The following is a 16,456-nucleotide window of genomic DNA, read 5'->3' as shown; positions in this document are numbered from 1 at the left end:
CGCTCACGCTGCGTCAAGGCCGTAGGCGGTGTGCAGGGCGCGCACCGCCAGTTCGGTATATTCGGAAGCGATCAGCACCGAAACCTTGATCTCGCTGGTGGAAATGACCTGCACGTTGATGTTGCGTTCGGCCAGCGTGCGGAACATCGTACTGGCGACACCGGCATGCGAACGCATGCCAACACCCACGACGCTGATCTTCACCACGTCGTCATCGGTCTGCAGTTCCGTGTACTGGGTGGCGTCCCGGTGGCTTTCCAGCACGGAAATGGCGCGCGCCAGATCGGCCTTGCCGATCGTGAACGTCATGTTGGTCGTCCCGTCGTCGCCGGTGCTCTGGACAATCATGTCCACGTTCACGTTGGCATCGGCCAGCGGGCCGAACACCGCCGCCGCAATGCCCGGGCGATCGGGAAGCTGGCGGACGGAAATCTTTGCCTCGTCCCGGGAGTAGGCAATTCCGGCGACCTGTTCCTGTTCCACGATTTCGTCCTCATCCACGACTAATGAACCGGGCAGATGCCCTTCTGACGGTGCCGGACCATCGGTGAAACTGGACAGCACCTGCACACGCACGCGCTCCTTCATCGCCAGTTCCACGCTGCGGGTCTGCAGCACCTTGGCCCCTACGGACGCCAGTTCAAGCATTTCCTCATAGGTAATCTTGTCCAGCTTCCGCGCCTTGGTAACAATACGGGGGTCCGTTGTATAGATTCCGTCCACATCGGTGTAGATATCGCACCGGTCGGCCTTCAGGGCCGCCGCCAGCGCCACGGCCGAAGTATCGGACCCCCCGCGCCCCAGCGTGCTGATGCGCCCGTCGGGGCCGATCCCCTGGAAACCGGCGACGACCGGCACCTGCCCTGCCCGCATGCTGTCGATCAGGTTCGCACCGTCTATGGATACGATACGCGCCTTGCCATGCGCGTCATCCGTGCGCAGCGGGATCTGCCAGCCCAGCCAGGACCGGGCATTGATCCCAAGGTTCTGCAACGCGATGGCCAGCAGGCCACTGGTGACCTGTTCGCCCGTTGCAACGACGGTGTCGTATTCACGTTCATCATGCTGGGGCGAGAGATCGCGGCAGTAGCCGACAAGGCGGTTGGTCACGCCAGACATGGCGGAGACGACAACGGCAACCTCGCACCCGGCCTCGACCTGTTTCCGGACTTTTTCCGCGACGGCACGAATCCGGTCAAGATCGGCGACGGACGTGCCGCCGAATTTCATCACGATCCGCGGTACGGTAGGGGACATCGGAATAGTGGCTCCATTATGGCTCGGGCTTCAGCATATCCGGAGTGCGGCCCTGTTGGCCAATCCGGGGCATTGCGGTTATGCGCAAGCCGCGTCACATACATCTCCCCAGCTTCCGCGTCCAGCGGGAGAAAGCCAAATGAAAGGCGGTGCACTTATGCAGCATCACGATTCGCCCGTTCTGTCGGCAGATTCCGTCGCCCCCGAGGAGATCGCCCATTTCAGCGATCTGGCTGCCCGGTGGTGGGATCCGGCCGGCCCGATGCGCCCGCTGCACGCCATGAACGACCTGCGCACCGGCTGGGCCATGCGCCACCTGCCCGCCCCACAGGCAGATGATGGCGCGCGCCGCACGCTGCTGGACATTGGCTGCGGCGCGGGACTGGCCAGCGAGGCCTTTGCCCGTGCCGGATTCGACGTGACCGGACTGGATGCGTCGCAGGCGGCGATTACGGCGGCCAGGCTGCACATGCGCCGCCATCCCCTGCCCCCGTCCGCGGGCCCGCTGTCCTACCGTTGCGGCAGTGCGGAGGAACTGGTGGCCGAAGGCGCGCGCTTTGACGCGATTTCAGCGCTGGAGGTGATCGAGCACGTGACCGACCCGGCCGCTTTCCTGCGCATGCTGGGGGGCATGCTGCGGCCTGGGGGCGCGCTGGTGGTCTCGACCATGAACCGCACGTGGCGGTCCATGGCCATGGCCAAGATCGGTGCGGAATACGTCCTGCGCCTGCTGCCGGTCGGCACGCATGACTGGCGCAAGTTCATTACCCCGGCCGAAATGGGACAGTACGCGGCCCATGCGGGCCTGCGCATAACTGATGCCGCGGGTATGGTGCCCGGCCTTGGCGGCTGGCGTGAAAGCCGCGACATGGCGGTGAACTACATCGCGGCGATGGTGCGCGACTGAGGGCAGCCGCCGCCCCGGTCGTGCACCGTGGCCCGGCGTCAGATCGTGTTCATGAACGCGAATGTCGTCGGGCTGCCCACGGGGGTGAAGTTCCATGTGAAGTCCAGCACCCCGGTCTGGGCATTGACCTTGAACGAGGTGACGGAATCGCTGCGCTGGTTGGCGCAGAACAGGTAGGTGCCACTGGGGTCGAACATCATCGCGCGGCCATAGTCGGCATGCATCCAGATTTCTTCGACCAGGTTCAGCGTACCGTCGTCATTTACATGGAAGCTGGCCAGCGAATCACCCAGTCGGTTCGACACATACAGGTATTTGCCGTTGGGCGAGAGCAGGATGCCCGCCGCCAGCGTGCTGCCCCGGAAATGCGGGGTGACGGTGCTGACGGTCTGCTGGGGCACGATTTCACCGGTCTGGGGGTTGAAGGTGGCGGCGACCACTTTCGAATCCTGTTCACCCAGAATGTAGATCATCGTCCCCTTCTCATTGAAGGAGAAGTGGCGCGGGGCCGATCCCGGCGTCATGGAAATGAACGGCGTCTTGGCGGGGACCAGCCTGCCTGTGTGCAGGTCCAGCGTCCACACATACACCCGGTCCAGCCCGGCGTCGCAGGCCAGCACATACCGGCCTGACGGGTCGGACGCCACCATGTGCACATGCGCGCTGGAATGGTCACTTATGGCGAAGTTGCCCGGCGGGTTGTCCGCCGCGCGGTCGGGCATGCGCGGGCCGGTATTGTGCACCACGTCGGTCGGGTCGCCCAGGCTGCCATCGGGGTGGATGGGCAGAACGCCGACCGTGCCGCCCATGTAGTTGGCCACCAGCACGTATTTGCCCGATGCATGCACGCTGAGATGCGCCGGCACGGCCCCGCCCGAGCGCACGACGTTGAGCTTGGTCAGTTCCCCACTGGTGCGGTTGACGGAAAACGCCGTGACGCAGCCTTCGCCATTGGCGTTGAAATCATTGATTTCACTCAGGGCATACAGATGCTTGAAATCAGCGGACATGGCCATGAAGGACGGGCTTGCGATGTCCACATAGGTCATGAGCGGCGAAAGGCTGCTGGTGTCGGGGTTCATTTCAAACACCGAGATACCCTGCCCGTTGCCTGCCCCCCCCGGCGGTCCGTGCTGGGTATAGCCACCGATATAGCAGATGGTGCGGGGCGTGGTGGCCGTCTGTGCCACGGCACGGCGGGATATGGCGGGCACGCCTGCGGCAGCCAGTGCGGTGGTGAATGCACGGCGGGAGATATTGCAGCTCATGGAATAACGATCATCCCTATTGGTTGAGACTTGTTTTTGGGGGCGTCAGGGCAGTTTGCACGCCGGGCCGATCGTGCCGGTATAGCGGCTCCACGTTTCGGTTTCACCAAATAAAGGCACGGCCACGAAACCGCGCAGCTTCAGGTCCCCCGACTGGGAGACCCACAGCTTGGCATGATAGACATGCCCCGTATCGGGATCGGTCACATGGCCGTTCCAGTGTCCCACGTCCTTCGGGTCGGGGGTGAACCCGTTCAGCATCGGCAGGTTGCATTCAGGCTCGCCCCGCTTGTCGCGCGGCATTTCGGTCGTATAGCGCACACCGGCCAGTTTTCCGCAGATCTCGTTCCCGCAGTGTGAAATCTCGAACACGCCGTCATGGTCCTTGGTCATCCACCGGCCGATGATGTCCGGTTCCGCTTCCGCGGCGCGGGCGGCTGGATGGCAGCCGGCCCCGGCCGCCACTGCGCATAAGGCGGCCATGGCACCCGTGGCCAGCCAGCGCCTGATGCGCCTGCCCACCCGGTGCCCGGTCTGGCGCATACCATTGTGGCTCTTGCTGTCGTGCATTTCCAATCGTTCCCCCACATGGCGCGTGACGCGGCGGTATACGCGTGCCGCGCGCTTGCGTGTTCCCTCTAGCTGTCGGCCCGGCGGACCCACGGGATGGCGTGCACCTCCACCCCTTCCTCATCCAGTTCGGCCTGCTCCTGTGGCGTCATGCTGCCATAGATGCCGCGTGCAGCACTCCTGCCCCGGTGCATGTCCAGGGCTTCTTCGGCAAAGCGGTCCCCCACGTCGTCGCAGTGTTCCTCCACCGTCTGGCGTATTTTCTGTAACAGAGCGATCATGGCGTCGGGCACTCCCCCAGACGCATGGCCGGGTGGCGTGGCCGCGGGTTGCGGCGGTGTGTCCCCGGCTGGCTGGGGGGCCGCGGTATGAACCGCCGGTGCCATCAGCGCGCGCGTGACATCCGCCGAACCGCATTGCGGACATGACAGCAGGCCGCGCGTGGCCTGCTGTTCAAACGCGGTGCTGCCGGGGAACCATCCTTCAAATTCATGGCCTGCGCTACAGCGTAGCTGGTACCGGATCATGCCCTCTCCGTCCGTGTGCCGTGTCAGCCCTTACCCAGAAGGGTATCGAGTTTGCCCGCCCGTTCCAGCGCCATCAGGTCATCACAGCCGCCAATCGGGGTATTGTCGATGAATATCTGGGGCACGGTGGTGCGTCCGCCAGACCGGCGGATCGATTCCTCGCGTTCGGGCGTGCCATGCGGGGCATTGATTTCATTGAAGGGCACACCCTTGTGCGCCAGCAGGCGGACCGCGTGGATGCAGTATGGGCAGCCCGGCTGGGTATAGATTTCAATAGACGGCATTGAACCTTCACTTGGTCTGTTATGTATCCGTTGCCATGCTGGCGGAACGGGTCTGGATTTCCAGCTTATCCTATTGTTGTTCATGCTGGCCACAGGCACGCGCGGTGGCCAGTACATCAACCCGTGCGGCTCCCGCCTTCAGCAGGCTGCTGGCGCAGGCCGCAAGTGTGGCGCCCGTGGTCATGACATCATCCACTACGATGACATGCCGGCCCGCAATATCACCCAGCCGGTGGCCGCGCACGCCAATCACGCCGTGCATGATGGCCTGCCTGCGTGTCCTGCCCTGTCCCTTCAGCGCGGGCGTGGCCCGCAGGCGTTCCAGACCGTCCGGCAGGACGCCTGCCCCTGTCTGCCGTGCCAGTGCGCATGCCAGCAGTGCCGCCTGATTGTACCGCCGGGTAAACAGGCGCATCCGATGCAGGGGAACCGGTATGAAAATGCTGTCCTTTTCCACCACTCCTCGAGCTGCCGCCGCCATGTAACGCGCCAACAGGATCGCGTTTTCCGTCCGGTCCGCATATTTCAGTGGCAGGATCAGCCGGCGCGGCAGGTCGTCATACACCATCGCCGCACGTCCCTCCCCCCATGGCGGCGGATTTTCGGCGCATGCGGTGCAGGTCAGCGTGGCGCCGCCAGCCGCGCGGGAGGGGAACGGCAGGGCGCAGCGATGGCAGTAGGGCGATGTAATCAGGTGCAACTGGCTGACGCATGTCGCGCATAACAGTCCCGCCTGCATGACATCAGCCCCGCAGGCAAGACAGTGTGGCGGGAACAGCATATCCAGCATGCGCGTGCCGGCCCGTCGCCACCAGGGGCGTGCGTGATGGTTCATGCGTTCACGTGATCGTGGGCTTGGCAGCGACGGGGCAAGGCGGCACATCGGGGGTATGAGCATGGATGTGCCGCAGATATTTGACCGCCACGCCGTGCGCCTGCACCGTGACCGTGCGGCCGCCACGGTTGGCCATGTCCGGCCCGTGCTGGCGGAAGCGGCGGATCGCCTGCTGGACCGGCTGGATGATGTCACCCGCCCCTTTCACACGGCGCTGGATATTGGCGGGCGCGGTGTCGTGGCGCAGGCCCTGCGCGCCCGTGGCATCACAACCGTGACGACCGACCTGTCGCCATCCATGTGTGGGGCGGATGGGGGACCAGCCGTTTGCATGGATGCGGAATGGCTGCCCTTTGCACCCCACAGCTTTGATCTTGTGGTGGCCTGCCTGTCGCTGCACTGGGTCAATGACCTGCCGGGCGTGCTGGCGCAGATACGCAGCATACTGGCCCCTGACGGGCTGTTTCTGGCCTGCATGCCGGTGTTGCCCACGCTGAGTGGCCTGCGCCACGCGTTGATGGAGGCCGAAATGGCGCAGCGTGGCGGGGTTTCGCCACGTGTCTCTCCCTTTCCTGGGCTGCGGGACTGTGCGGGGCTGCTGCAGCGCGCGGGATTTTCGCTGCCGGTAGTGGATGCGGATGTGATCCACCTGTCCTATCGCACCCCCATGGGCCTGCTGACCGACCTGCGTAACGCCGGGGAGACAAACGCCCTGCGCGCGCGGGCGCGGGGACTGGCCCATCCGGCGCTGCTGGCCGATGCGCTGGGCCACCTGCCCGTGGACAAGGACGGCGGCCTGAATCAGGACCTGCATGTGGCGATGATGACAGGCTGGTCCCCTGCCCCGACCCAGCCGCAACCCCTGCGACCGGGGCAGTTCAGCGTAAGCCTGGAGGATGCGCTGCGTGGGATGCCGTAACATGCATGCGGGCCTTCAGCCGCCGGTGACGCTCATGTGGCGTGTGACCCGGGCGGGATCATCGGCATTGCGGCCGATCAGGAAGTCATGCCCGCGTGGCTTGCGCAGGATGGCGGCGCGGACATGGTCCATCATCTGCCCGTCATCCGCCCCGGCCCGCAGCGGCGCGCGCAGGTCCGTCGAGCCTTCATGTCCGAGACAGGTATAAAGTCGCCCGGTGCATGACAGCCGGACCCGGTTGCAGCTTTCGCAGAAATTATGGGTCATGGGGGTTATGAAACCGATCCTGCGTCCGGTTTCGGCAATGCGGGCATAACGCGCGGGGCCACCGGTGCGATAGGTCAGCGGCTCCAGTGTCCAACGTTGCTGCAGGTCGCGGCGTACATCCGACAGCGGCAGGTAACGGTCGGTCCGGTCCTCGCCCGTTTCCCCCATGGGCATGGTCTCGATCAGGCACAGATCCGCGCCGATTTCACCGCACCACGCGATCAGGGTATCGAATTCATCCGCATTCATGCCCGCCATGGCCACGGTGTTGATGCGTATGTCCAGTCCCGCCTCCCGCGCGGCACGGATACCGTCCAGCGTGCGGGTCAGGCTGCCGCGCCGGGTTATACGCCTGAAGCGGTCGGGATCGAGCGAATCAAGGCTGACATTGACCCGCCGCACGCCACAGGCGCGCAGGTCATTGGCAAATTCCGCCAGCCGGCTGGCATTGGTGGTCAGGGTCAGTTCATCCAGTCCGGCCTGCCCATCCGGGCGGTTCAGCCAGCCGCCCATTTCCCGGAAAAAGCCCATGACATCGCGCCGCACCAGCGGCTCCCCCCCCGTCACGCGCAGCCTGCGCACGCCATGCCGGATGAAGGCGGCGCACAGGCGGCCCAGTTCATCCAGCGACAGGATTTCCGCCTTGGGCAGGAAGGTCATGTCTTCGGACATGCAGTAGATGCAGCGCATGTCGCACCGGTCCGTCACCGATACGCGCAGGTAGGTCAGCAGGCGGCCATAGGAATCCGGCAGCGGGGCGGTCAACGGGGCGATGTTCATGCAGGTGATCCCTTATGACAGCACGGTCAGCTGCACGACCGTGGCATCGACCAGCACCTTGCCCGCATGGGGAAACATGACCGTGACCCGATGCCCGATGGCGGACTGCACCTGCCCTTCGCCCCATTCCGGGTGATCGGGGTGGCTTACGAGTTGCCCCGGCACAAGAAATGAACGGAAGGGAGGAGTGGCCATTATATCGCGCGGTTCCTGCATGGGGATCATGACCGGCATATCGGACCGGTGCGGGTCTTATTAAACCCCATGGCCCGGCATTCAACAAAAAAACCGTCTGTATCAGGGAATGCCGTCCTGCCCCTGCGGCATTACGCGTAACATAAGGAAGTTTTTGGTGAAGCTTTTTTCAAAAAGCGTCAGGGAGCGTCGCCTTTCTGAAAAAAGGTGACGCCCAAAAACTCTTAATTCTTCTTTATCAATGGGGCGCGGCCTGATCCGCATTGTCGGGCAGCGCCACGCCAGATTGCGCCAGTTGCGCAGACAGGGCCGCCTTCAGCCGGTCCAGCGCCGCCTGTGTCGCGCCCTCTGCCCGGGCGACAAGGACCGCCTGCGTATTGGAGGCCCGCAGCAGCCACCACCCATCCGGCGTGCTGACGCGTACGCCATCGATATCACAGACATCGGCCCCCGCCTGCGCCAGTCGGGTGGCGACTTCCGTAATCACGTCGAATTTGCGCGTATCAGGACAGGCGAAGCGCAGTTCCGGGGTGGAAACGGCGACGGGCAGCGCGCGCCGCGCATCCGACAGGGAACCGCCGAGGCGGGAGACCACATCCAGCAGGCGGAGTGCCGCATAAAGCGCATCGTCAAAGCCATACCACCGGTCGGCAAAGAAAAGGTGGCCCGACATTTCGCCCGCCAGTAACGCGCCGGTTTCGGACATGCGCTCCTTCATCTGCGAATGGCCGGATTTCCACATGAGCGCTCGCCCACCCGCCCTGTCGATTTCATCAAACACCACCTGGCTGGTCTTGATGTCGACAATGATGGTTGCCCCTGGCCGGGCACGCAGCACATCATGGGCAAGGATAAGCAGAAGCTGGTCCGCGCATAGGATCGCACCCGTATCATCCACCACCCCGAGACGGTCTGCGTCGCCATCAAAGGCAATGCCAAGATCAGCCCCGTCGTGACGGACGGCCGTAATCAGCTGCTGCAGGTTCTCGGGTATGGTGGGGTCGGGATGATGGGCGGGAAACCGGCCGTCAATCGTGGCATTCAGCACGCGGTGGCGTCCCGGCAGGCGTCTGACCAGAAGCGACAGGATATCGCCCGCGGCCCCGTTGCCGCAATCCCATACGACATTCAGCGCGCGGGCGCCCCTATCGTGGTCACGCAGCAGCCGGTCGATATAGGCGGCTTTCACATCCACCATCCGCGTGGTGCCGGATGCCTGCGCCATGACATTGCCCGTGGCGGCCATCTGTCCCAGCATTGCGATCTGCGGACCAAAGAACGGCCTGTTGGCCAGTACGATCTTGAAACCGTTATGGTCAGGCGGGTTATGGCTGCCCGTGACCATGATCGCCCCGTCCGCATTCAGATCGGCGGAGGCGAAATACAGCATGGGCGTCGGTCCGCAGCCGATGCGCACCACGTCCATGCCGGACGCCATGGCCCCCTCCACCAGCGCGCGCTCGAGGGCGGGGGACGAGAGGCGTCCGTCATATCCGATGACGACAGTCCTGCCGCCATCACCGGCCACGACGCTTGCGAACGTGCGGCCGATGGCATAGGCGTCTTCAGGCCCCAGTGTCTTGCCGACCGTCCCGCGGATATCATATTCCCGCAGGCTGGTCGGATCAAAACGGTGCCGGAAGATCACTTGTACTTCGTCAGGAATTCACGCACGTCCGGGGCCAGTTCCTCACGCTCCAGCGCGAAGGCGATCTGGGCTTCCAGGAAGCCGATCTTGCTGCCGCAGTCGAAGCGCTTGCCTTCGTAGCGATAGCCGTGGAACGGCACATGGCCAATGGTCTTGGCCATGGCGTCGGTCAGCTGCACTTCCCCGCCTGCGCCCTTTTCCAGCTTGGCCAGGTGCTTCAGCACGTCGGCGGTCAGCACGTAACGGCCGATCACGGACAGGGTGGACGGCGCATCCTTCGGGTCGGGCTTTTCAACCAGGCCCTTGACCTCGACGGTCTTGCCATCGTCCTTGCCGACATCAAGGATGCCGTAGCTGCCGGTCTGCTCACGCGGGACCTCGGTCACGGCCAGCACGTTGCCGCCGGTCCTGTTGTAGACTTCGACCAGCTGGCCGATGCACGACTTCTTGCTCTGCACCACGTCATCGGGCAGCAGGATGGCGAACGGGTCGTTGCCAATGAACTCACGCGCACACCAGATGGCGTGGCCAAGGCCCAGCGGTTCCTGCTGGCGCACGGACAGCATGGAACCCGGGGTTACGCGGGTTGCTTCCAGGGCCTTCAGCGCCGATGCCTTCTTGCGGGCCTTCAGCGTGTCTTCCAGTTCGTAGGAAATATCGAAATAATCGATCAGGGAATCCTTGCCCCGGCTGGAAACGAGGCAGAATTCCTCGATCCCGGCTTCGCGTGCCTCGTCAATCGCATACTGGATCAGCGGACGGTCAACGACGGTCAGCATTTCCTTGGGCACGCACTTGGTGGCGGGCAGAAAGCGTGTTCCAAGACCGGCAACCGGCAATACGGCTTTTTTAAGGGGCTTAATCACTAATATTTACCTCAAGATGCATGACAGGAACAGGCAAAACCGACCAACCCACTGTTCATAAAACGGAAACAGGCAGGCGGGCGTTGCCAGATGGCAATGATGTAGCGTGCTTTATCAGGACCAAACATGACTTAAATCACGATTCTGTCCTTACGGCAGTACACGCCACTGACACGACACGTTTTGTAACCTCCCGTGCAGGGTGTCCGGTTACCACGCTGTCCATATCTCCTGAGGATGATAGCGGCTTTTTGTGCGGAAATATTATGACTTTTTTATGACATGACCGCACTGTTTCCTGCCACCAGCGCATGGCATGTGTGCGTATGTAACATTCATGAATCGGGCGATAGCGCCCCCCATGCCGAAATCGCATGGGGGCACCGGATACCCTGCCCCGATGGGGCATGATCCGGTTTTCATCAATTTTCAGGAAAAAACTGGTGCGGCCAAGAAGACTCGAACTTCCACGGGGTTGCCCCCACAAGCACCTCAAGCTTGCGCGTCTACCATTCCGCCATGGCCGCAACGTGACAACGATGATCGACTGGGCGATACCGTCATGACGATGAACGGGCATATAACCGATGGAAGGCGCGCGGGCAATGACTGAAAACGAGTTTTTATGGCACAGGGCGCCAAATCTGGTTCCCTACCCCACCGCGTTGGCGGAAATGGAGGGTCAGGCACAGGGCATCCGCGCGGGCACGCTGCCTGAACGGGTGTGGCTGCTGGAACACCCCCCTACCTATACCGCCGGGACATCGGCAAAGGATTCGGATCTGTTCAACCCGCGTGGCTACCCTACCTACCCCGCCGGGCGTGGCGGGCAGTGGACGTATCACGGGCCGGGGCAGCGTGTGGCCTATGCCATGCTGGACCTGACCCGGTCCCATGGCATGGCGCCCCCGCGCGACCTGCGCGCCTATGTCCACACGCTGGAAGAATGGATCATCCGCACGCTGCGGCACTTTGGTGTCGTGGGGGAACGCCGCGCGGACCGCATTGGCGTATGGGTGGTCGATCCCGCCACGGGACGCGAGGAAAAGATCGCGGCTATTGGCGTGCGCGTCTCACGCTGGGTCAGCTGGCACGGGATCGCGATCAATGTCGCCCCGGACCTGAGTGATTTTGGTGGGATCGTACCATGCGGCATCAGTGAATACGGCGTCACCAGCCTGAAGAAGCTGGGCAAGGATGTCAGCATGGACGAAATTGACGCAGCCCTCGCGGCCACGTGGCCGGAGTGCTTCGGCCCGATTCCCGGTGCGTAAGCGCAGGCCCACGCGCCGGGTACGCGCCTAATTGCTGGCGGACAGGGTAAACATTGCGTCAGGCCATTTCTGACCGCTGACGGTGGTGTCGGTCAGGTCAAGGCGGATGTGCTGGCGTTCCACGTCCGTCATCTCGATCACCAGCAGGGACAGCTTTCCGCCGATATCGGAAAAGCCGAGCGTCAGGATCCCCTGTGATTCGCTGTCACGCCGCGCCAGTGAAACCTGCAGGCTGTTCTGTCCATGCTGCACCGCCGTGACCGAAATCAGTCCTGACAGGTGCACGGGCTGGTCCAGCAGCAGGCCAAGCGGCTGGTGGCCCAGTGACATGCGGGTGACCGATTCGCGGCGGTGGTCCACAAACAGCAGGTGCCCGTTTTCCGCAACCAGCTTCATCGACCCCGGCGTTTCGTAATCCAGCCGCAGGCGGCCCGGATCATAATGCATCACGCCCTGCCCCTTTCCGCCATCGGGCCATGTCTGCACGAAATTGGCCTGCAACCCGTCCGAGGTATTGAGATAGGCCTCGACGCGGGCGATGTCCGCCTGCTGGTCGGGCTGCTGCACGGGGGTACCGGCGCAGGCGGCCAGCAGGGTCAGCATGCCGCCCATCATCAGCCGCCGTGTGGCGAAGGGAAAGGCGGGCTTCATGCCGCGTCCATCCGTGCCTGCTCATCAGGCGTGCGCAGCACGAGAGAGAGGGCATGCATGCCGCCCGCGAATTCCCCCGCCAGCAGGTCATGCACCATACGCGACCGCTGCACGCGGCCCACGCCCCCGAACGCGGGGCTGACAATCAGCACGTTATAGTGGCTTTCACCTGCCTGTACGCCATTGTCGCGTACATGGACATGGTGGGCGTGGCGGGCGCTGTCATCCTGTATGCGCAGTTCCACGGGGGCGAGATGTTCGCGTATGATGCGTTCGATCCGTCCGGCCCGGCCGGTTGCTTGCTGTTCCATTGGCGGCTCCATGATAGCGGGATCATTCATTGCACAGCTTCGCTCTTGCACGAAGCATGAACAGGCGCACATAACGACAATGATGAAGAGAAGGAACACCCGGCACCGCGCCTTTGACCCCGAACCCGATGCGCCGGACCGCTGCTGTGACATGCATGGCTGCGACCAGCCCGCGGGTTACCGCGCCCCGCGTTCGCGCGATGCGCTGAACAGCTATTTCTGGTTCTGCCTGCAGCACGTGCGTGAATATAACGCGAACTGGGATTTCTATCGCGGCATGACCCCCGGCCAGATCGAGGCGCATATCCGCGCCGACACGTCATGGAACCGGCCGTCATGGAAGCTGGGACAGGGCAATTCCGCCCATGCCTTCAGCGAGGAAGAGGTGCTTGACCCGCTGGACCTGCTGAAGGGGGCGGCAAAGGCCCGCGCGCGCAGCCGTGCGCGGCAGCGCCAGGCGGAGGACCGCCGGGCGGAGGCGCCACAGGCGCTGAAATATCCGCTGGGTGTGCTCGACCTTGGCTGGCCGGTGTCGATGGAGGAACTCAAGGCCCGGTACAAGGACCTTGCCCGCCAGCACCATCCCGACGCCAATGGCGGTGACCGCAAGGCGGAAGAACGGTTCAAGGGCATCAATATCGCCTATGCCACCGTGCGCGCCCACCTGGTCGCCAGCACTGGGCGCGACGGCATGGCGCGCAGCGCATGATGGTGCCGTGCCACCTGCTTTCGGGTGTTGCGCCACACGCTGACTGAAACCCGGCACTGGTCGATCGTTACAGGTAGACCTATACTTACGGCCTGATATGCCGCCCTGTGCTGTCATGGCGGGCCAAAACACATGAAGCGACGGACGAGAAAAAGCAGATGAACGAACCCGCAGACCTGATAACCGCCGCAGCGGACGCCAACGGTACGCCGCTTCCCGACATCTCGGCCGTGTCCGCTCCCGACCTGCAGGTTTCGGCGCGCGACGTGTTCGGGATCGATAGCGATATCAAGGTGCCAGCCTTCTCGGTCCGCACCGATCATGTGCCCGACATCGACCCGTCCTACAAATTCGACCATGACACCACGCTGGCCATCCTGGCGGGGTTTGCTTTCAACCGCCGTGTCATGGTCCAGGGCTATCACGGCACGGGCAAGTCATCCCATATCGAACAGGTGGCGGCGCGGCTGAACTGGCCCAGCGTACGCATCAACCTCGACAGCCACATCTCGCGCATCGACCTGATCGGCAAGGACGCGATCGTGCTGAAGGATGGTCAGCAGATCACCGAATTCCGCGAGGGGCTGCTGCCATGGGGCCTGCAGCACCCCTGCGCGCTGGTATTTGACGAATACGACGCAGGCCGCCCCGATGTGATGTTCGTGATCCAGCGCGTGCTGGAAATCGAGGGACACCTGACGCTGCTGGACCAGAACCGGGTGATCCGCCCGCATCCCTTCTTCCGTCTGTTCGCGACCGCGAACACGGTCGGACTGGGGGATACGACGGGCCTGTACCATGGCACGCAGCAGATCAATCAGGGCCAGATGGACCGCTGGAACATCGTGACCACGCTGAACTACCTGCCCCATGCGCAGGAAACGGCCATCGTGCTGGCCAAGATGGGCATTGATCCCAAAAAGGACGAAGCCGGGCGCAAGCGGGTGGAAAGCATGGTCGCACTGGCGGATCTGACACGTTCGGGCTTCATTGCGGGGGATATTTCCACCGTCATGTCACCGCGCACGGTCATAAGCTGGGCCGAGAACTTCCGTATCTTCAACGATCTTGCCTTTGCGTTCCGCGTTACCTTCCTCAACAAGTGTGACGAGGCGGAGCGTCCGACGGTGGCGGAATATTACCAGCGCTGCTTCAACGCCAGTCCGCTGGCGCCCAGGGGCTGATGACAGGGCAGGCAAGGCATGCGTGAAAACCGGAAAAACCCCCCTTCCCCACAGGCCGAGCAGGAAGCCCGTCAGGCCGAGGGATTCAAGCGCGCGACGGTTGGCGCCGTGCGCGCGCTGGGCGGTCAGGCACAGGCCGAGGTCTCGTTCCTCAATGGCCCGGTGCCATCGGGGGTTTCGGTTACCGGCACCCATGTCCGCCTGCCCCACCCGTCACGGCGGATGACGGATGCCGAAGTGACCCGCATGCGTGGGGCAGCCGATGCCGCCGCCCTGCGTCTGCGCCATCATGACGTAGCGCTGCATGACAGCGCCAGCCCACCGCCGGGTGAAGCCCGCGAAGTCTATGACGTGCTGGAACAGGCCCGTGTCGAAAGCCTTGGCGCGCGGCATATGGAAGGGGTTGCGGCCAACCTTGACGCCCGCCTGGCGCAGGAATGCGTCGATATGGGGCTGGACCGCCTGCCCAGCCATACGAAACTGCCGACCCCGATTGCCCTTGGGCTGCTGGCGCGCGCGCGCATGTCGGGCCGTCCCGTGCCCGTGTCCATGCGCAACCTTATGAAAGCATGGTCCGACAGCCTGCCGCCCGCCGCCCTGCGCGCACTGGATGAAATGGTGACGCGTCAGGACAGCCAGCGTGATTTCGCGCAGGCCGCGCGCAGGCTGCTTATGGCCTGTGACCTGATGCAGCAGGAAACCACGCCGGATGAAGTGGCCGATGACGGCACATCCGAAGCGGAAGCCGCCAGCAGCGAAAACGAGGAACAGACCGACGACACCACGCCCGAGCCACAGGACGAAGGGCCGGAGGAAGATGACAATTCCCTGCCCATGCAGATGTCACAGGGCACGGGTGCTGGTGATGAAGACCCCGATGATGGCGACCAGGGTGGATCGGCCAGCGGATCGGAAGAAGCCGGCGGTCCCGGTGAGAACGAGGTGGAGGAAGAGGAAGTCACCCCCACCTATCACCCCTTCACCACCGTGTATGACGAGGAAATAGCCGCCGAGGATCTGTGCGACACGGAAGAACTGTTCCGTCTGCGCCAGACGCTGGACCAGCAACTGGTCAGCATGCAGGGCGTGGTGTCCAAGCTGGCCAACCGCCTGCAACGCAAGCTCATGGCGCAGCAGACGCGCGCGTGGGAATTCGACCTTGAGGAAGGGATGCTCGATGCGGGCCGCCTGTCGCGCATCGTGGTCAATCCCATGCTGTCCCTGTCGTACAAGCGCGAACGCGATACCGATTTTCGTGATACGGTCGTAACTTTGCTGATCGACAATTCGGGGTCCATGCGCGGGCGGCCGATTTCGGTGGCGGCCATGTGTGGTGACATCCTTGCCCGCACGCTGGAACGCTGCGCCGTGAAGGTGGAGGTACTCGGCTTTACCACCCGTGCATGGAAAGGTGGCCGCAGCCGGGAGTTGTGGGTACAGGAAGGCAAGCCCGAAAACCCCGGTCGGCTGAATGACCTGCGCCATATCATCTACAAGGCCGCGGACATGCCGTGGCGACGCGCGCGGCGTAACCTTGGGCTGATGCTGCGTGAGGGGCTGCTGAAGGAAAACATTGATGGTGAGGCCCTGCTGTGGGCGCAGCGGCGTCTGGCCGCGCGGCCCGAAGGCAGGCGCATCCTGATGGTGATTTCCGATGGCGCGCCAGTGGATGACAGCACGCTGTCGGCCAATCCGGGGTCGTATCTGGAAAATCACCTGCGCGAAGTCATCGCGCATATCGAGACGCGGACCAGCACGGAACTGCTGGCCATTGGTATCGGCCATGACGTGACGCGCTATTACCGCCGCGCCGTAACCATTACCGATCCCGAGGAACTGGGCGGCACGATGATGAAGAAACTGTCCGAACTGTTTGAAGAAGAAGCCACGCGCGGCCGCAGGCGCGGCGGCTAGTCCCCTGCCCCGTCCCGGTTGTGGGATAGGGCTTTTCTGTTAAGAAAGTTTTTGGTGAAGCTTTTTTCAGGAAGCTTCGAAGAATGCTGC

18 protein-coding genes and 1 tRNA gene are annotated in these 16,456 nt (G+C 63.4%); 6 read left to right on the top strand and 13 right to left on the bottom strand.

Annotation, left to right across the window (positions count from 1 at the left end):
- Positions 1 to 3: 3 nt before the first annotated feature.
- On the bottom strand, positions 4 to 1,257 hold the full coding sequence (locus AC1RQ9_RS08985; protein ID WP_193732057.1) for an aspartate kinase: 1,254 nt from the start codon (positions 1,255 to 1,257) through the stop codon (positions 4 to 6).
- Positions 1,258 to 1,414: 157 nt separating this feature from the next.
- Here AC1RQ9_RS08985 and ubiG point away from each other — a divergent pair, with 157 nt between their 5' ends.
- Positions 1,415 to 2,164 carry a bifunctional 2-polyprenyl-6-hydroxyphenol methylase/3-demethylubiquinol 3-O-methyltransferase UbiG gene (gene ubiG / locus AC1RQ9_RS08980; RefSeq protein ID WP_485986558.1) on the top strand — a complete coding sequence of 250 codons (750 nt, stop codon included), beginning with the start codon at positions 1,415 to 1,417 and terminating at the stop codon, positions 2,162 to 2,164.
- 38 nt (positions 2,165 to 2,202) lie between these two features.
- Here ubiG and AC1RQ9_RS08975 read toward each other — a convergent pair whose 3' ends face one another.
- The 5 genes from AC1RQ9_RS08975 to AC1RQ9_RS08955 form a co-directional block, all read right to left on the bottom strand.
- On the bottom strand, positions 2,203 to 3,432 hold the full coding sequence (locus tag AC1RQ9_RS08975) for a lactonase family protein (protein WP_485986557.1): 1,230 nt from the start codon (positions 3,430 to 3,432) through the stop codon (positions 2,203 to 2,205).
- 45 nt (positions 3,433 to 3,477) lie between these two features.
- Positions 3,478 to 4,002 (bottom strand): DUF2147 domain-containing protein, encoded by a 525-nt coding sequence (locus tag AC1RQ9_RS08970; protein WP_193732054.1) that lies wholly within the window; start codon positions 4,000 to 4,002, stop codon positions 3,478 to 3,480.
- Positions 4,003 to 4,070: 68 nt separating this feature from the next.
- The gene (locus tag AC1RQ9_RS08965; protein ID WP_193732053.1) at positions 4,071 to 4,529 is read right to left on the bottom strand and encodes a DUF1178 family protein; all 459 of its coding nucleotides are present in this window, start codon (positions 4,527 to 4,529) and stop codon (positions 4,071 to 4,073) included.
- A gap of 23 nt (positions 4,530 to 4,552) precedes the next feature.
- The gene (grxC, locus tag AC1RQ9_RS08960; protein ID WP_193732052.1) at positions 4,553 to 4,813 is read right to left on the bottom strand and encodes a glutaredoxin 3; all 261 of its coding nucleotides are present in this window, start codon (positions 4,811 to 4,813) and stop codon (positions 4,553 to 4,555) included.
- Between the two features lie 70 nt (positions 4,814 to 4,883).
- A complete protein-coding gene (locus tag AC1RQ9_RS08955) occupies positions 4,884 to 5,648 on the bottom strand; it encodes a double zinc ribbon domain-containing protein (protein ID WP_485986554.1) in 765 nt (254 codons plus the stop codon).
- Here AC1RQ9_RS08955 and AC1RQ9_RS08950 point away from each other — a divergent pair.
- Positions 5,647 to 6,567 carry a methyltransferase domain-containing protein gene (locus tag AC1RQ9_RS08950; protein ID WP_485986552.1) on the top strand — a complete coding sequence of 307 codons (921 nt, stop codon included), beginning with the start codon at positions 5,647 to 5,649 and terminating at the stop codon, positions 6,565 to 6,567. The genes AC1RQ9_RS08955 and AC1RQ9_RS08950 overlap by 2 nt on opposite strands.
- Positions 6,568 to 6,582: 15 nt before the next feature.
- On the opposite strand, the gene moaA is transcribed toward AC1RQ9_RS08950, so the two are convergent.
- From moaA to AC1RQ9_RS08925, 5 genes are all read right to left on the bottom strand, one after another.
- Positions 6,583 to 7,614 (bottom strand): GTP 3',8-cyclase MoaA, encoded by a 1,032-nt coding sequence (gene moaA, locus AC1RQ9_RS08945; protein WP_485986551.1) that lies wholly within the window; start codon positions 7,612 to 7,614, stop codon positions 6,583 to 6,585.
- Positions 7,615 to 7,626: 12 nt separating this feature from the next.
- Entirely contained in the window at positions 7,627 to 7,848 is a 222-nt protein-coding gene (locus AC1RQ9_RS08940) for a DUF3553 domain-containing protein (protein ID WP_010507884.1), read from the bottom strand.
- Between the two features lie 199 nt (positions 7,849 to 8,047).
- Positions 8,048 to 9,457 carry a phosphoglucomutase/phosphomannomutase PgmG gene (pgmG, locus tag AC1RQ9_RS08935; protein ID WP_485986548.1) on the bottom strand — a complete coding sequence of 470 codons (1,410 nt, stop codon included), beginning with the start codon at positions 9,455 to 9,457 and terminating at the stop codon, positions 8,048 to 8,050.
- Positions 9,454 to 10,323, bottom strand: coding sequence for a UTP--glucose-1-phosphate uridylyltransferase GalU (gene galU / locus AC1RQ9_RS08930; protein WP_485986547.1), 870 nt, complete (start codon positions 10,321 to 10,323; stop codon positions 9,454 to 9,456). The genes pgmG and galU overlap by 4 nt, the downstream gene beginning before the upstream one ends.
- 441 nt (positions 10,324 to 10,764) lie before the next feature.
- Positions 10,765 to 10,850: transfer RNA gene (locus AC1RQ9_RS08925), tRNA-Leu, on the bottom strand.
- Between the two features lie 60 nt (positions 10,851 to 10,910).
- Between AC1RQ9_RS08925 and lipB the strand changes: the two genes are divergently transcribed.
- Complete coding sequence (lipB, locus tag AC1RQ9_RS08920) at positions 10,911 to 11,597, top strand: lipoyl(octanoyl) transferase LipB (RefSeq protein ID WP_193732046.1); 687 nt, start codon at positions 10,911 to 10,913, stop codon at positions 11,595 to 11,597.
- Positions 11,598 to 11,624: 27 nt separating this feature from the next.
- On the opposite strand, the gene AC1RQ9_RS08915 is transcribed toward lipB, so the two are convergent.
- Together AC1RQ9_RS08915 and AC1RQ9_RS08910 are read right to left on the bottom strand one after the other, a co-directional pair.
- On the bottom strand, positions 11,625 to 12,248 hold the full coding sequence (locus AC1RQ9_RS08915; RefSeq protein WP_485986546.1) for a LolA family protein: 624 nt from the start codon (positions 12,246 to 12,248) through the stop codon (positions 11,625 to 11,627).
- A complete protein-coding gene (locus AC1RQ9_RS08910; RefSeq protein WP_176642544.1) occupies positions 12,245 to 12,559 on the bottom strand; it encodes a BolA family protein in 315 nt (104 codons plus the stop codon). Before AC1RQ9_RS08910 ends, AC1RQ9_RS08915 begins: the two co-directional genes overlap by 4 nt.
- 79 nt (positions 12,560 to 12,638) lie before the next feature.
- Between AC1RQ9_RS08910 and AC1RQ9_RS08905 the strand changes: the two genes are divergently transcribed.
- The 3 genes from AC1RQ9_RS08905 (at position 12,639) to AC1RQ9_RS08895 (ending at position 16,366) form a co-directional block, all read left to right on the top strand.
- Positions 12,639 to 13,268, top strand: coding sequence for a J domain-containing protein (locus tag AC1RQ9_RS08905; protein WP_485986545.1), 630 nt, complete (start codon positions 12,639 to 12,641; stop codon positions 13,266 to 13,268).
- A 158-nt stretch (positions 13,269 to 13,426) separates the two neighbouring features.
- Positions 13,427 to 14,452, top strand: a complete 1,026-nt coding sequence (cobS, locus tag AC1RQ9_RS08900; protein WP_193732043.1) for a cobaltochelatase subunit CobS — start codon at positions 13,427 to 13,429, stop codon at positions 14,450 to 14,452.
- An 18-nt stretch (positions 14,453 to 14,470) separates the two neighbouring features.
- Positions 14,471 to 16,366 (top strand): cobaltochelatase CobT-related protein, encoded by a 1,896-nt coding sequence (locus AC1RQ9_RS08895; RefSeq protein WP_485986544.1) that lies wholly within the window; start codon positions 14,471 to 14,473, stop codon positions 16,364 to 16,366.
- Positions 16,367 to 16,456: the final 90 nt, after the last annotated feature.

Source organism: Komagataeibacter ossonobensis, assembly GCF_057359305.1.
Note: the sequence above shows the minus strand (reverse complement) of the source record. Positions and strands in the feature narration are given on the sequence as shown.

What these genes read in the sequence shown, in the direction of transcription:
- AC1RQ9_RS08985 (WP_193732057.1), bottom strand. Translation starts at nt 1,257, where the DNA reads ATGTCCCCTACCGTACCGCGGATCGTGATGAAATTCGGCGGCACGTCC.
- ubiG (WP_485986558.1), top strand. Translation starts at nt 1,415, where the DNA reads ATGCAGCATCACGATTCGCCCGTTCTGTCGGCAGATTCCGTCGCCCCC.
- AC1RQ9_RS08975 (WP_485986557.1), bottom strand. Translation starts at nt 3,432, where the DNA reads ATGAGCTGCAATATCTCCCGCCGTGCATTCACCACCGCACTGGCTGCC.
- AC1RQ9_RS08970 (WP_193732054.1), bottom strand. Translation starts at nt 4,002, where the DNA reads ATGCACGACAGCAAGAGCCACAATGGTATGCGCCAGACCGGGCACCGG.
- AC1RQ9_RS08965 (WP_193732053.1), bottom strand. Translation starts at nt 4,529, where the DNA reads ATGATCCGGTACCAGCTACGCTGTAGCGCAGGCCATGAATTTGAAGGA.
- grxC (WP_193732052.1), bottom strand. Translation starts at nt 4,813, where the DNA reads ATGCCGTCTATTGAAATCTATACCCAGCCGGGCTGCCCATACTGCATC.
- AC1RQ9_RS08950 (WP_485986552.1), top strand. Translation starts at nt 5,647, where the DNA reads ATGCGTTCACGTGATCGTGGGCTTGGCAGCGACGGGGCAAGGCGGCAC.
- AC1RQ9_RS08955 (WP_485986554.1), bottom strand. Translation starts at nt 5,648, where the DNA reads ATGAACCATCACGCACGCCCCTGGTGGCGACGGGCCGGCACGCGCATG.
- moaA (WP_485986551.1), bottom strand. Translation starts at nt 7,614, where the DNA reads ATGAACATCGCCCCGTTGACCGCCCCGCTGCCGGATTCCTATGGCCGC.
- AC1RQ9_RS08940 (WP_010507884.1), bottom strand. Translation starts at nt 7,848, where the DNA reads ATGCCGGTCATGATCCCCATGCAGGAACCGCGCGATATAATGGCCACT.
- lipB (WP_193732046.1), top strand. Translation starts at nt 10,911, where the DNA reads ATGGAAGGCGCGCGGGCAATGACTGAAAACGAGTTTTTATGGCACAGG.
- AC1RQ9_RS08915 (WP_485986546.1), bottom strand. Translation starts at nt 12,248, where the DNA reads ATGAAGCCCGCCTTTCCCTTCGCCACACGGCGGCTGATGATGGGCGGC.
- AC1RQ9_RS08910 (WP_176642544.1), bottom strand. Translation starts at nt 12,559, where the DNA reads ATGGAACAGCAAGCAACCGGCCGGGCCGGACGGATCGAACGCATCATA.
- AC1RQ9_RS08905 (WP_485986545.1), top strand. Translation starts at nt 12,639, where the DNA reads ATGATGAAGAGAAGGAACACCCGGCACCGCGCCTTTGACCCCGAACCC.
- cobS (WP_193732043.1), top strand. Translation starts at nt 13,427, where the DNA reads ATGAACGAACCCGCAGACCTGATAACCGCCGCAGCGGACGCCAACGGT.
- AC1RQ9_RS08895 (WP_485986544.1), top strand. Translation starts at nt 14,471, where the DNA reads ATGCGTGAAAACCGGAAAAACCCCCCTTCCCCACAGGCCGAGCAGGAA.